General features: G+C 38.5%; 13 protein-coding genes. 7 read left to right on the forward strand and 6 right to left on the reverse strand.

The annotated features are described in order from the left end of the window. The first annotated feature begins 9 nt into the window (after positions 1–9). The gene (locus CBF35_RS12140; RefSeq protein WP_126781563.1) at positions 10–996 is read left to right on the forward strand and encodes an aldo/keto reductase; all 987 of its coding nucleotides are present in this window, start codon (positions 10–12) and stop codon (positions 994–996) included. Between the two features lie 129 nt (positions 997–1,125). Here the strand turns inward: CBF35_RS12140 and rplT are convergent, their stop codons facing one another. The 4 genes from rplT to CBF35_RS12160 all read right to left on the reverse strand — a co-directional run bounded on the left by rplT (position 1,126) and on the right by CBF35_RS12160 (position 3,611). Further along, complete coding sequence (gene rplT, locus CBF35_RS12145) at positions 1,126–1,485, reverse strand: 50S ribosomal protein L20 (RefSeq protein WP_126781565.1); 360 nt, start codon at positions 1,483–1,485, stop codon at positions 1,126–1,128. A 95-nt stretch (positions 1,486–1,580) separates the two neighbouring features. Continuing rightward, positions 1,581–1,781 carry a 50S ribosomal protein L35 gene (gene rpmI / locus CBF35_RS12150; RefSeq protein WP_126781567.1) on the reverse strand — a complete coding sequence of 67 codons (201 nt, stop codon included), beginning with the start codon at positions 1,779–1,781 and terminating at the stop codon, positions 1,581–1,583. A 25-nt stretch (positions 1,782–1,806) separates the two neighbouring features. Further along, entirely contained in the window at positions 1,807–2,328 is a 522-nt protein-coding gene (infC, locus tag CBF35_RS12155; RefSeq protein ID WP_126781569.1) for a translation initiation factor IF-3, read from the reverse strand. 296 nt (positions 2,329–2,624) lie between these two features. Next, positions 2,625–3,611 carry a plasmid pRiA4b ORF-3 family protein gene (locus CBF35_RS12160; RefSeq protein ID WP_126781571.1) on the reverse strand — a complete coding sequence of 329 codons (987 nt, stop codon included), beginning with the start codon at positions 3,609–3,611 and terminating at the stop codon, positions 2,625–2,627. A gap of 118 nt (positions 3,612–3,729) precedes the next feature. Between CBF35_RS12160 and CBF35_RS12165 the strand changes: the two genes are divergently transcribed. The 5 genes from CBF35_RS12165 to CBF35_RS12185 all read left to right on the forward strand — a co-directional run bounded on the left by CBF35_RS12165 (position 3,730) and on the right by CBF35_RS12185 (position 9,354). After that, positions 3,730–4,368 (forward strand): pentapeptide repeat-containing protein, encoded by a 639-nt coding sequence (locus CBF35_RS12165; protein WP_126781573.1) that lies wholly within the window; start codon positions 3,730–3,732, stop codon positions 4,366–4,368. A 222-nt stretch (positions 4,369–4,590) separates the two neighbouring features. After that, positions 4,591–6,453, forward strand: a complete 1,863-nt coding sequence (locus CBF35_RS12170; protein ID WP_126781575.1) for a beta-glucoside-specific PTS transporter subunit IIABC — start codon at positions 4,591–4,593, stop codon at positions 6,451–6,453. Positions 6,454–6,477: 24 nt separating this feature from the next. Continuing rightward, entirely contained in the window at positions 6,478–7,923 is a 1,446-nt protein-coding gene (locus CBF35_RS12175) for a glycoside hydrolase family 1 protein (protein ID WP_126781578.1), read from the forward strand. Between the two features lie 92 nt (positions 7,924–8,015). After that, positions 8,016–8,858, forward strand: coding sequence for a BglG family transcription antiterminator LicT (licT, locus tag CBF35_RS12180; RefSeq protein ID WP_126781582.1), 843 nt, complete (start codon positions 8,016–8,018; stop codon positions 8,856–8,858). 142 nt (positions 8,859–9,000) lie between these two features. Beyond that, complete coding sequence (locus CBF35_RS12185) at positions 9,001–9,354, forward strand: helix-turn-helix transcriptional regulator (RefSeq protein ID WP_126781584.1); 354 nt, start codon at positions 9,001–9,003, stop codon at positions 9,352–9,354. Between the two features lie 754 nt (positions 9,355–10,108). Here CBF35_RS12185 and pnp read toward each other — a convergent pair. Both pnp and rpsO read right to left on the reverse strand, forming a co-directional pair. Beyond that, on the reverse strand, positions 10,109–12,232 hold the full coding sequence (pnp, locus tag CBF35_RS12190; RefSeq protein ID WP_126781586.1) for a polyribonucleotide nucleotidyltransferase: 2,124 nt from the start codon (positions 12,230–12,232) through the stop codon (positions 10,109–10,111). A 200-nt stretch (positions 12,233–12,432) separates the two neighbouring features. Continuing rightward, positions 12,433–12,702 carry a 30S ribosomal protein S15 gene (gene rpsO, locus CBF35_RS12195; RefSeq protein WP_126781588.1) on the reverse strand — a complete coding sequence of 90 codons (270 nt, stop codon included), beginning with the start codon at positions 12,700–12,702 and terminating at the stop codon, positions 12,433–12,435. Between the two features lie 355 nt (positions 12,703–13,057). Here rpsO and def point away from each other — a divergent pair, with 355 nt between their 5' ends. Continuing rightward, positions 13,058–13,621 (forward strand): peptide deformylase, encoded by a 564-nt coding sequence (gene def, locus CBF35_RS12200; protein WP_126781590.1) that lies wholly within the window; start codon positions 13,058–13,060, stop codon positions 13,619–13,621. Positions 13,622–13,640 lie beyond the last annotated feature (19 nt).

Below are 13,640 nucleotides of genomic sequence, written 5' to 3' on the forward strand. Positions count from 1 at the left end.
GTTGTTCTCATGGAATATTCAAAACTTGGTACTTCTGATTTATTAGTTTCACGAATTGGTCTTGGTTGTATGGGCTTTGGTAAACAAACTGCCCATCACTCATGGACGATTGATCAACTTGCCGCCCAAGAAATTATCAAAAGAGCCTTAGACTTAGGCATTAATTTTTTCGATACCGCCCTAGTCTACGCCGATGGGACTAGTGAAAAATACTTAGGTCAAGCCATTAAAAATTTCACTAAACGAGAAGATGTGATCATCGCCTCTAAATTTCCCGTACGTAGTCCTGAGGAAATCGCTAACCAAGTCAGTGGTCAAGAACATGTTGCTAATATGCTTGAACAAAGTTTAACTAACCTTGGAATGGACTATCTCGATTTGTATATTTGTCACATGTGGGATTATCAAACACCAATGGCAGAAGTCATGGAGGGAATGCATCAAGCCGTGGTGGCAGGGAAAGTTCGGGCAATCGGGATTTCTAATTGCTACGCTTGGCAGTTAGCTGAATTGAACTGCTTAGCAGAAATGAATGGTTGGACTAAATTTGTTTCCATCCAAGGTCATTACAATATGTTGTTCCGGGAAGAAGAGCGGGAAATGGTGCCCTATTGTCAACAAGCCAACATCGCCTTAACCCCATACAGTCCCTTAGCTTCTGGTCGCCTAGTTAAAGATGCTAGCGAAACCTCTCCCCGGTTAATCGCCGATCAGATTGCTAAAATGAAGTATGATCAGACTTTGGCTCAAGACCAACTGATTATTCAACGTGTGGCAGAAATCGCGGAAAAGCGTAAACTGAGTCGTACCCAAGTCGCCCTAGGCTGGTTGTTGCAAAAAAGCACTGCACCAATTGTCGGCGCGACTAAGATTAGCCATATTGAAGCCGCTGTGGCTGCTGTCGGAATTACTTTTAGCCCAGCTGAGATGATTTATTTAGAAGAAGCTTATCAGCCCCATGAGTTAGTTGGTGTGATGGCTTTTAATGGGAAGTAAGTAGTTAACTTAAAAAATAAATAAAGCCTAAAGTCTTAACTGACTTTGGGCTTTTTTTATTGGAATCAAAAAAAACACCTCTCACTAGTGAGAGGTGTTAGAACCCTTGATAGACAAGGGATAATTTAATTATTTAGCTAATGCCGTTTTAGCTTGGTCAGCTAATGCAGTAAATGCAGTAGCGTCATGAATCGCTAATTCTGATAACATTTTGCGGTTGATGTCGATTTCAGCTAATTTTAAGCCGTGCATCATTTTGCTGTAGCTAAGGCCGTTCATACGAGCAGCTGCATTGATACGTGCAATCCATAATTTACGGAAATCACGTTTCTTTTGGCGACGGTCTCTGTATGCGTAAGCATAAGATTTCATCACTTGTTCTTTCGCTGTTTTATATAATGTATGTTTTGAGCCATAGTAGCCTTTTGCTAACTTAAGCGTCTTTTTACGACGTTGACGGGTTGTGTAACCACCTTTAACACGTGCCATGATATATTCCTCCTCGAGTTCTGTATGTTTCAATTTGTTGTGTGTTTTCACACATCCTATTAATCAATAGGTCATTATCCTTAGAAAAGGAATAATTATTTCATGTATGCTAACATTTGACGGATACGTTTGTAATCGCCTTTTGAAACCATACCAGGTCGACGTAATTGACGACGTTGTTTTTTAGTTTTTCCGTGGAAACGGTGACTTGTAAAGGCACGGTATCTTTTCAGTCCGCCTCCACCAGTACGTTTGACACGTTTTGCTAATCCGCGGTGTGTTTTTTGTTTTGGCATCTCTTATTTCCTCCTCAAAATAGTCTTACTTTTCAGTTTTTGGTGCTAGCATTAGAAACATGCTTCGGCCGTCCATTTTAGGTCTTTGCTCTATGTCGGCTAAATCTTTGATTTCATCTGCAAAACGCATTAAGACATCCTGACCAATTTGTTTATGAGTGATTGCACGGCCTCTGAAACGGATTGAAGCTTTCACTTTGTCTCCTTTTTCTAGGAACTTACGCGCTTGACGCATTTTTGTATTAAAATCATTTGCATCGATCGTTGGGCTTAGTCTTACCTCTTTTACGTTAATAATCTTTTGGTTTTTACGAGCTTCACGAGATTTCTTTTGTTGCTCAAAGCGGAATTTACCGTGATCCATAATTCTTGCTACGGGTGGTTTCGCTGTTGGAGCAACCACTACCAAATCAAGATTAGCATCTTCGGCAATTTGTAAAGCTTCTGCCTTTGACTTAACTCCTAATTGTTCGCCTGTATCTGAAATTAATCGCAATTCGCGAGCACGAATACCGTCATTTACCATCATATCCTTTGCTATGGTCATTCACCTCTCTGTATTTATTTGGAGTAATAAGCAGAAAAAAAGAGTCTTTGTTTTCAAAGACCCCGCAAAAATTCCATCAAGACAGTCGAAACTATCTTTTGAAACGTATCTAGCCCAGTAACATTCCATTACTAAGGCGAGAAGCGGGTGCTCCTGCTTTATTCTCAACTCCTTTATTATAGCAACTCCCAAGACTTTTGTCAATTTTTTTTAGACTTTTAATTTAAAGGGCATTTTCATTCTAAATTAGTCCCACTTAAGATTAGCTCCTCCTAAGTGAGACTAGCTATCATAGATTATAGCTTCAACTGATCTAGGCGCTCGTTAATCGCTACTAAAGTTGAATTACCAAATTTATCTGTGCCTCGTGAATCTTCAAGGGGAGCATCTTTAACTTTTTTTAGGCAAATTGCCTTTCTCTCCATATTAGCTTCTTTAGCTTCTTTTTTAGTTAAGTGTTTCTCTACTGTAATTTGATGGCGCCAATCATCACCAAAATCATAAACATAATCAATCTGTCTAAAAAACTTCACAATTTCAACTATTAGATACTCTTCACTAGAGTTGGTATAGTCGTTTTCTAAATTACCAAATTTCCCTAATTCAGTAACAAATTGATGCAAATGACTGTTCTTCCATTCAAACAAAGCTTGGATAACTAAATGTAACTCCCAAAAGCTAATATCCCCAGGTACGATGACTCGGCGCCAGATAGGTGGCTTAAATCCTAATAAATCAACTCGCAATTGGACGAAACCTGCTTCTTTCAGCTTAACATTCACTGAAGGAAATTGAGCCATATTTTTCTGAACCGCTTCAAAAAGCCCAATTACTTCCTCAGGCGTAGCGAATTGTTCAGAGTCATCTTGAAAATTCTCCATTTCAAATGGTGAGCTGTCATTTGATGCACGGACCATGCTGACGAAGAAATTTTTCATATTTTTTTGAAAAAACAGTAACATCTCACAATATTCAGTTTTATCAATAACTTTTTGACTATATAAAAATTCATAATAAGAGAGTAGTATTAAGTAAATGTCTCCGGAAAAATCTGGCTGAAAGCTAAAGGCATCTGGAATCAACTCTAGCAAAATAAACTTGATATTTTTTTGATCCGTAAAATCTACTTGATCATTTCGGCTCATTTCAATTAACATCTCATTTAGTCTTATCACTAATGTTTTATGCGTCTCTTCTTCAATAATCATGTATTCATCTAAAATTGGTGCCATTCTATTTTTGAAATACTTTTGCTCTAATTTCGGTAAGTCATTAATTTTCATTGTCAACACTCCTTATCTCTTTTTTTCATTATAACCCGACTCACTTTCAGAAGGAACTTTTTTCTTTTTTTATGCTACACTAGTCCTACTTACTATTTCCATTCAGAAAGGACTTATTATGAAAACAATCAAAAAACCAATCCAACCAAAACTCCCCCATATTTTTAACGAGACTATCCCGGAATATTTAGATGGGGAAGAACTAGTGACTAACACTTCAATTGAAGGCATGGATTATACGTATCAAGAAGTCAGTAACGCTGGCTTCCAAGGGAGTCTCCTAACTAAAACTAATTTCAGTGGCAGTTCCCTCCGGAATTTTGAGGCCCAAGACGTGATCTTTGATCATTGTGATTTTTCTAACGCTGAACTGTTCGGTGTCTCTTTACATCGCGTTATTTTTAAAAATTGTAAATTAACTGGGGTTAACTTTGCTGAAGGGGTTCTTAAAGATTGTCAATTTATTGATTGTTTAATGGACTTCACTTCATTTAGTTACGGTACCCTTAAAATCGTCGCCTTCACAGATTGTTCTCTAAAAGACAGTGATTTTTTTGAATTAACGTGGCAACATCTCGCCTTAAACCAGTGCCAATTTTCTGGTAGCAACTGGTCTAATACGACTCTTAACGGCTTAAACTGGTCTAATTGTCTTTTTGAAAAGATTCAATTGTCTCAAGATCGCTTAAGTGGCTTAATTGTTAATCAGGAGCAAGCAATCATTATCGCACTTGGCTTTGGTTTAGTGATTGATTAACCCTTATAATATACATTTTTGAAAGAAAGGGTTTACAATTCCTGGATATGTGCTACAATAAAAATGTAAATTAAGGATTGTTACTGCTCAGCAGGCAAAACCTAAATTGACAGAATTTATCGATAGAGTAACTACGGACTTTTTTAAGTCGGCGATTATTCTATGGAGACTTTCTCTCAGTTTAGGTTTTTTTTGTTGGAAAAATAAGGAGGAAGAATTATTATGAGTAAAAACAAAGCACTCGCTCAAGACGTCTTAGACTTAGTTGGTGGCAAAGCCAACGTGAATAGCGTGGTCCATTGTGCCACCCGTCTCCGCTTCAAATTAAAAGATGAAAGTATCGCACAAACTGAGGCCATCAAAAAACACGACGGTGTCATCCAAGTCGTCCAAAGTGGTGGTCAATACCAAGTAGTGATTGGTAGCCATGTCAATGATGTTTATGCCGAACTAATGGATATTTCAGGTTTAGGCGAATCTTCTGCTAGCTCTGACAGTAGCAGTGACGGTAATCTATTCAACCGCTTAATTGATATTATTTCAAGTATTTTCACACCTTTCTTAGGTGCCATGGCTGGGGTCGGGGTCTTAAAAGGATTTTTAGCCTTAGGAACAGTTTTAGGGTGGATTTCACCTGAATCCGGAACTTATACTATTTTATTCGCTGCTGCTGATGGTTTCTTACAATTCTTACCTTTTGCTTTAGCCTTTACTGCTGCTAAGAAATTCAAAGCAAATCCTTTTATTTCTGTAGCGGTGGCTGCGGCCTTGTTACACCCTAGTATTACTGCACTCGCTGCTGCTGGCGGCTTAACATTCTTTGGGATTCCAGTCATCATGGGTGCGGGAGGTTACTTATCAACAGTGATTCCGATTATTTTAGCTGTAGCTGTTCAAGCTCAAGTTGAAAAATTCGCGAAAAAAATCTCACCAGACTTTTTAAGCATTATCTTAGTCCCTTTAATTACCGTCTTAGTTGTTGTGCCTTTAACATTTGTCGTCCTTGGACCAATCGGCACAATTATCGGTAATGGTTTAGGTAGTCTTTATAACTCAATCTTTAACTTTAGCCCAATTGTTGCCGGTTTAATTATGGGTAGTATGTGGCAAGTTTTCGTGATGTTCGGCATGCATTGGGGCTTCGTTCCAATCATCATGCTAAATACGACAACTTTAGGTTACGACACAATGAGCCCAATGTTAGTCGCAGCTGTCTTAGCTCAAGCAGGAGCAGCCTTTGCTGTCCTATTAAAATCAAAAGATGATAAACGTAAAGCTTTAGCAGGTTCTGGTGCCTTAACAGCCCTCTTCGGAATTACTGAGCCAACTGTTTACGGTGTCACTTTACCACTGAAAAAACCATTTATTGCCGCTTGTATTGGTGGCGGAATCGGTGGGGCAATCATTGCTGCTGGTGGTGTTAAGATGTTCGGTGGCGGTTTACCAAGTCTCTTAACTATTCCAAGCTTCATCAGTATTGTTGACGGGGTTGAATCAAACGTTGTTGTCGGAATTATCGGCGCTGTCGCAGCCATTGTCATTGCTTTTGTCTTAACTTACGTCTTAGGTTTCACTGAAGAGCTACCAGAAGCAACTCCAACACCTACTGAAAAAGCAACTGCCTCAAAACAAGCAGAATTACTTGTTAGCCCACTAACTGGTAGTCTTGTAAAATTAGCTGATGTTCCTGATGAAGTCTTTGCAACTGGAGCTTTAGGAAAAGGGATTGCCATTGAACCAACTTTAGGTGAATTACGGGCCCCGGCTAACGGCACAATCACGACAATCTTTCCAACTGGCCATGCAGTTGGTCTCACTACGGACTCTGGTGTTGAACTATTAATGCATATCGGCATGGATACTGTTGAACTAAATGGGGCTTGTTTTGAAAAAATGGTCAACCAAAACGATGTTGTTAAAGCTGGTGATTTACTCGTTACATTCGATATTGCTGGCATTAAAGCTGCTGGTAAACCAGTGATTACCCCGATTATTGTTACTAATTCTAACGACTACTTAGATGTTTTAGATCTAAATCAAACAGATATTTTTACTGGTGAAGAATTCTTAACGATTGTCAAATAATAAAATTAAAAGGAGTTTTCATAAATGACTAAGATAACAAATTTTTCCCCAGATTTTCTCTGGGGTGGCGCAACTGCGGCTAATCAACTTGAAGGAGCATTTGATGTTAAAGGTAAAGGCCTTTCTGTGGCTGATGCGATGCCTGGTGGCAAACAACGTTTCGCCATTTTAGGTAGCCCTGAGTTTAATTGGGAAATTGATGAGTCCGCTCATACTTACCCGAACCACAAAGGCATTGATCACTATCATCGCTTTGAAGAAGACATTGCTCTCTTTGCAGAAATGGGTTTTAAGTCTTACCGTTTTTCAATTGCCTGGACGCGGATTTTTCCTTTAGGAACTGAAGCAGAACCAAATCAAGCTGGTTTGGATTTTTACGAAAAAATCGTTGACGAATGTTTAAAATACGAAATTGAACCTGTCATTACAATTTCCCACTATGAAATGCCTTTGCATTTAGCTAAAGAATTTGGTGGTTGGCAAAACCGCCAACTAGTTGGCTTATACGAAAAGTTTGCTGCTGCTGTTTTAAACCGCTTAGGTCACAAAGTCACTTATTGGATGACCTTTAACGAAATTAATAGCGCCTTGCACTTCCCTGCCTTGAGCCAAGGCATCGTGCCAGCAACTGGGGCAACTAACATGCAAGTGATTTTCCAAGCTTTCCATCACCAATTCGTCGCTAGTAGTTTAGCCGTTCAATTGGCTAAGAAAGTTAACCCAAAAATTCAAATGGGTTGTATGATTATTTACGGAACTTCTTACGCTTGGGACACGAACCCTGTCAACCAACAAGCTAACTTAGAACTTAATCAAGAAATGAACTACTTCTGTACGGATGTTCAAGTCCGAGGGGAATACCCTGGTTACACCCAACGGATTTATCAAAAGCACGGCTTTGACTCTGTTCTTATGGAAGATGGGGATCTCGAGTTACTAAAAGCTCACCCCGTTGACTATATCGGTTTTAGTTATTACATGTCTAGCGTGGTCAATGTGACTGACCCTGAAGCTGCGAAGTTGACGGGAAACCTCTTAAGTGGCGTTAAGAATCCCTTCTTGGAAGCTAGTGAATGGGGCTGGCAAATTGACCCAGCCGGTTTACGCATTGCTTTAAACGACTTATACGGCCGTTATCAAGTTCCATTATTCATCGTTGAAAATGGGTTAGGCGCCAACGACGTCCTTGATGAAAATAATTATGTGGCTGATGATTACCGAATTGATTATTTACGGAGCCATATTGCTGAAATGGATAAAGCTATCGGTGACGGCGTTGAACTGATGGGTTACACCCCTTGGGGCTGTATCGATTTAGTTAGCGCCTCAACTGGGGAAATGTCGAAACGTTACGGGTTCATTTATGTGGATTTAGATGACAACATCGCCGGCTCTGGTAACCGATATAAGAAAAAATCTTTTACTTGGTATCAAAAAGTCATCGCCACTAATGGCGCTGACTTAACTTAGTTCCCAAAAAGGGTCGATTATAGTATGATAATTAGACAGTCATCTAAAGTTAGTAAACAACATGACTTGATTCTAAGAGAGGGGGCCGTCTTATGATAATTGAAAAGGTTTATAATAATAATATTGTCCTCTCTCATAACTCTGAGCAGCATGAAGTCATCGTGATGGGTCGTGGCCTAGCTTTTCAAAAACAAAAAGGCGACCTCCTTGATCCTGATTTAATTGAAAAAACCTTTGTCATTGATAATTCAGATGAATTATCAAAACTTCAACATTTAATGAAACACATCGACTTAGCTGAAGTTGATCTAACGAAAGAAGTCATTTTATTAGCCGAAGCTGCTCTTGAACGAACCTTTTCTGATTCGATTTACTTAACGTTAACCGACCATCTTCACTATTCGATTGAACGGGCTCGGGAAGGGATTTTTATTCCTAACCCCCTGCTTTTTGAAATTAAACGCTTCTATCCAAAGGAGTTTAAAGTCGCTCAACAAAGTTTAACGATGATCGAAGAACGCTTTGACCTAGCTTTTCCTGAAAGCGAAGCTGCTTTTATCGCTCTGCATTTAGCTAACAGTACCGAAACTCATGAAGGTCTGGCAATCACGATGAAAAGCACGGAAATAGTTCGTGATATTTTAAGTATTATCAGCACTTTCTTCGGAATGATTTTTGACGAAACTAGTCTTAACTATACTCGGATGGTGACTCACCTCCAGTATTTTGTCCAACGGATTTTAACGGATCAAAGTTACCTAGAAGAAGATGAATTCCTTTATGAGTTAGTCCAAAGTAAGTACCCTCAAGCCTTTAAGTGTGGCCTACGGATTAAAGCTTACCTTGAAAACAATCGCAATCTGGAAGTCCGGGAAGCTGAGATGATTTACTTAGTTATTCATATTAACCGGGTCGTCCATTCCTCTGATCAATAAGTAAGTAAAACAGTCAGTGCTGAACTTTCAGCACTAACTGTTTTTTTATTATATTATTTATTGTTGTTGCTTTCATGAAGCTCAGCTTTTAGAATGAATGTAAACAACGTTATCACTTTTTGAGCTAAGGGGGCTGGAATTTATGGCATTATCCAATAAATTGAAGCAATTACGCCAGCATCATCATTTATCACAAAGCCAAGTCGCCAATCACATCGGAATCACACGTCAAGCAATTTCAAAATGGGAAACCGGACAGAGTTACCCTGACCTTGATAATTTAAAATTAATTAGTCAACTTTACTCTATAACGACTGACGAGCTATTAGGTCTAACAGCACCTGTGACCACTCCTGTTACTACTCATTCCTCCTTAATACTGGAATTACTGTTACTAGCCCAAGCTTTACTATTAATCTCCCAGCCTTTACTAGCTATCTGTTTAATTCCAATATTATTTTATCGAAGAATTTTATTTCAACAACTTCCCTTCTAGCTCAAAATAAGTTACCTATGCCTCTTTATTAATAGCCTCAGACTGATTTATCCATTATTCTTAACTTACTTCTTGTCCTTAAATTTCACTTTTCTTACTCACTCATGAGATATTTTTTCCAGCCTTCAAAAAATAGCACTGTGCTAAAAATTATACTACCACAAACAAATCCGTATTGGATTAGTAAATAACCACCTAATTCCCTAGAATTGTAAAAAAGTAGGTTAGTGATCCAAGGAGCCGACAAGACAATAAGGGATTCCATTATCGTTAAAATAAAAACCGCTTTTCTGATAATAATAACCTCCTAACTTTAAAATCTGACATATGCCTCTCTATAAATGTAAACAAAATGATTTCGTACATGATTAACGCCAAATATTACTGTTCATCTACAGGAATCTGAAATATCTAGGCTCCCGTAAACGACATCCTTCCCTTATTATAGAAATCCCCCATTCACTTTAATAATTTCATTTTGGCATACTACTACATCATTTTAAAGAAACCAATAGTTGCAATGAGGCAACTATCGGTTTCTTTGGCGCGCTCCTTTATTTAGCTAAATTAATTCTCTAGAAATAAGGAGAACCTCATCCCTTTGTTTTAACAGGTCAACTGGACTAGTAATTATTTGTCGAGTTTCTCCTTTTCTACTAACCTTGCGATAATAGCTACTCTTACCTAGACGATGGTTTTTAATAATAGAAAAAAAGGACAATCTACAATAGACTGTCCCTTTTGAAATTAATAATTATTTTGTTTCATCTTTTTTGTCATCTGTTAACATGACTTTACGAGACGCATTTACACGACCCATTTTGTCAATTTCAGTGACTTTAACTAAGATTTCATCGCCAAGTTTTACGACATCTTCAACTTCTTTTACTCGTTCAACGGCTAATTGTGAGATATGAACTAAAGCGTCTTTACCTTTAATTAAGTTAACGAAGACTCCGAATTTTTCAACACGGACGATCTTAGCATTGAAGATTTCGCCAACAGTCACTTCTCTTGTTAACTCTTCAATAATGCTGATGGCTTTCTTGATCATTTCAGCATCAGCTGAAGCGATACTTACGTTACCATCTTGATCGATATCAATTTTAACGCCAGTTTCTTCGATAATACCGTTAATTGTGTCGCCACCTTTACCGATAACATCTTTGATTTTAGCTGGTTTAATTTGAATCATTTCAATCTTCGGTGCGTATTGGCTTAACTCTTCACGAGGAGCTGAAATTGTTTCAGTAATCACATCTAAAATTTCCATCCGGGCTTTTTTAGCTTGGGCTAAAGCTTCCGTTAAGATTTGTTCAGTGATTCCTTCAATTTTAATATCCATTTGTAAAGCAGTGATACCATCTTTTGTACCGGCTACTTTAAAGTCCATGTCCCCTAAGTGATCTTCAAGACCTTGGATATCTGTTAAGATTGTGTAATCATCGCCATCCATGACAAGTCCCATAGCAATTCCTGCTACTGGCGCTTTAATTGGTACACCTGCGTCCATTAAGGCTAAGATCCCCCCACAGATACTTGCTTGAGAAGAAGAACCATTTGATTCTAAGACTTCTGAAACAATTCTGATCATGTATGGGAATTCTTCTTCTGATGGAATGACTTGAGCCATTGCACGCTCACCTAAGGCACCGTGACCGATTTCACGACGACCTGGTCCACGACTTGGGCCAGTTGATCCAACTGAGAATTGTGGGAAGTTATAGTGGTGGATGAAACGTTTGCTGTCTTCCACGCCTAAACCGTCAATAATTTGGTGCTCACCTAAAGGCGCAAGCGTTACTACTGAGAGAGCTTGAGTTTGGCCACGAGTGAATAAACCAGAACCATGAACTCTTGGTAAAATACCAACTTCACCGTCTAAAGGACGAATCTCATCAACTTTACGACCATCTGGGCGAACTTTATCAATCGTAATTAAACGACGAACTTCATTCTTCTCCATGTCTTCTAAAATTTGACGAACTTCTTTTAATTTTTTAGCAACGTCTTTATCTTCAGCTAATTTCTCTGTATAAAGTTCAGTAATTTCAGCTTTTAAAGCATCAATATTTTCTTCACGTTCTAATTTTTCTTCTGTTTGAATTGCTGTGACCATTTTAGCTTTGTAAGCATCGTTGATTTCTGTTTCTAAATCTTCAGAAACTTGTAGTAAAATGATTTCCATTTTTTCTTTGCCAACTTCAGCAGCAATTTTTTCTTGGAAAGCAACTAATTCTTTAACAGCAGCATGTCCGAATAATAAGGCACCTAACATGTCTTCTTCTGAGACTTCTTTAGCGCCACTTTCAACCATGTTAATGGCATCTTTCGTACCGGCAACTGTTAATTCGATGTCCGATAATTCAGCTTGTTCAATTGTTGGGTTTAAAATGTATTCGCCGTTGACACGACCAACGTTAACACCAGCAATTGGGCCGTTGAAAGGAATATCTGAAATACATAAAGCTAGTGAAGAACCTAACATTGCAGACATTTCAGGAGTACAATCTTGCTCAACACTCATGACGACGTTGGTGATTTGTACGTCATTACGGAAACCTTCTGCGAACATCGGGCGAATTGGACGGTCGATTAAACGAGCCGTTAATGTGGCACGTTCACTTGGACGAGCTTCACGTTTGATGAAACCACCTGGGATTTTACCAACTGAATACATTTTTTCGTCATAGTTCACTGTTAATGGGAAAAAATCCACATCTTTCGGTGCTTTTGATCCAACTGCAGCGGTTAAGACAACTGTATCTCCGTAACGGACTAAAACCGAACCGTTAGCCTGTTTTGCTAATTGCCCCACTTCTACTGATAAAGGACGTCCGCCCCAATCCATTGAAAAAACTTTTTTTTCTGAACTCATCTTTTATGCTCCTTTTCTTTTCGAAAAGCGTGAGTGTGCTACTAAACAAATGTCAACATCCAACAATGTGGAGTTGGTTCTGCTCTCATTTGCATAGTAGTGTCACTTAACACGTTTTCGAAAGCTAAATTTAGTTTATAATACTAAAAGAAAGCGAGATTCTGCAAAGAATCTCACTTTCCTTAATATGTCAGATCTGATTAACGACGTAAACCTAATTTTTGGATTAGTTCGCGGTAACGAGCGACATCGTTGTTACGTAAGTATGCTAATAAGTTACGACGGTGTCCAACTTTTTTCATTAGTCCACGGTAAGAATGGTGATCTTTTTTGTGGATGTGAGAATGGTCGTTTAAGTGATTGATTTCAGCAGTTAATACAGCAATTTGTACTTCTGGTGAACCAGTATCTCCTTCGTGACGAGCATATTCGCTAATGATTTCGTTTTTCTTTTCTTTTGACATTGCCATGTCTTTCCACCTCTTTCTATATATTCATCCTTAAACTGAGTAGGCCGTTGGTGATTCAACTAACCAAGTAGAAGGCGGTACAATCTATAATCGTACAGTACTACTTTACCTGAATATCACAGTAAAAGCAAGTTATTTCCTAAGCTTATTCCCGTTTTCTGTCAACTTAGCGACATTTTTTTAACACCTCTATTTTTTTACTTTTTCTTAATAAGTCGTCTCCTTTTTAGAAAGACTTTATGATACAATAAATCATTGTAGAGGTTTGTTATTTCATATATAAACTAACCACAGCCACCAATGGAACTTAGTCGATTAACTAGTTCGCAATTATTTATAAAGGAGAGTCAAATTAATGATCACAATGAAAGATATCATCCGTGAAGGTCACCCGACTTTAAGAAAAGTTGCGGCGGAAGTCACATTCCCCTTAACCCCTGAAGAAATCACTTTAGGTGAAGACATGTTAACTTTTTTAAAAAATAGCCAAGACCCTGAAATGGCTGAAAAATACGAATTACGTGGTGGCGTCGGCGTTGCTGCCCCTCAATTAGACATTTCTAAAAGACTTGTCGCTGTTCATGTACCAAGCTCAGATCCCGATTCGGAAGAACCTTCATTTAGTGCTGTAATGGTCAACCCGAAAATCATCGCTCATTCTGTTCAAGATGCCTGTCTCCTTGATGGTGAAGGCTGTCTCTCAGTTGACCGTGATGTTGAAGGCTATGTCGTTCGTCATTTAAGAATTACTGTTAGCTACACTGACTTAGCCGGACAAACGCACACAAAGAAATTTAAAAATTACGAAGCGATTGTTGTTCAACATGAAATCGATCATATTAACGGCGTCATGTTTTATGATCACATTGATGAAGAAAAACCTTTCGCCGTTTCACCAGATGTCAAAATAATAGATTAAGCAATCACGCTCAAATTAA

It is taken from the genome of Vagococcus salmoninarum (assembly GCF_003987495.1).
Taxonomy (GTDB): Bacteria; Bacillota; Bacilli; order Lactobacillales; family Vagococcaceae; genus Vagococcus_D; species Vagococcus_D salmoninarum.

Excerpts from the sequence above, each read along its gene's own strand:
- CBF35_RS12140 (WP_126781563.1), top strand. The coding sequence starts at position 10 with ATGGAATATTCAAAACTTGGTACTTCTGATTTATTAGTTTCACGAATT.
- rplT (WP_126781565.1), bottom strand. The coding sequence starts at position 1,485 with ATGGCACGTGTTAAAGGTGGTTACACAACCCGTCAACGTCGTAAAAAG.
- rpmI (WP_126781567.1), bottom strand. The coding sequence starts at position 1,781 with ATGCCAAAACAAAAAACACACCGCGGATTAGCAAAACGTGTCAAACGT.
- infC (WP_126781569.1), bottom strand. The coding sequence starts at position 2,328 with ATGACCATAGCAAAGGATATGATGGTAAATGACGGTATTCGTGCTCGC.
- CBF35_RS12160 (WP_126781571.1), bottom strand. The coding sequence starts at position 3,611 with ATGAAAATTAATGACTTACCGAAATTAGAGCAAAAGTATTTCAAAAAT.
- CBF35_RS12165 (WP_126781573.1), top strand. The coding sequence starts at position 3,730 with ATGAAAACAATCAAAAAACCAATCCAACCAAAACTCCCCCATATTTTT.
- CBF35_RS12170 (WP_126781575.1), top strand. The coding sequence starts at position 4,591 with ATGAGTAAAAACAAAGCACTCGCTCAAGACGTCTTAGACTTAGTTGGT.
- CBF35_RS12175 (WP_126781578.1), top strand. The coding sequence starts at position 6,478 with ATGACTAAGATAACAAATTTTTCCCCAGATTTTCTCTGGGGTGGCGCA.
- licT (WP_126781582.1), top strand. The coding sequence starts at position 8,016 with ATGATAATTGAAAAGGTTTATAATAATAATATTGTCCTCTCTCATAAC.
- CBF35_RS12185 (WP_126781584.1), top strand. The coding sequence starts at position 9,001 with ATGGCATTATCCAATAAATTGAAGCAATTACGCCAGCATCATCATTTA.
- pnp (WP_126781586.1), bottom strand. The coding sequence starts at position 12,232 with ATGAGTTCAGAAAAAAAAGTTTTTTCAATGGATTGGGGCGGACGTCCT.
- rpsO (WP_126781588.1), bottom strand. The coding sequence starts at position 12,702 with ATGGCAATGTCAAAAGAAAAGAAAAACGAAATCATTAGCGAATATGCT.
- def (WP_126781590.1), top strand. The coding sequence starts at position 13,058 with ATGATCACAATGAAAGATATCATCCGTGAAGGTCACCCGACTTTAAGA.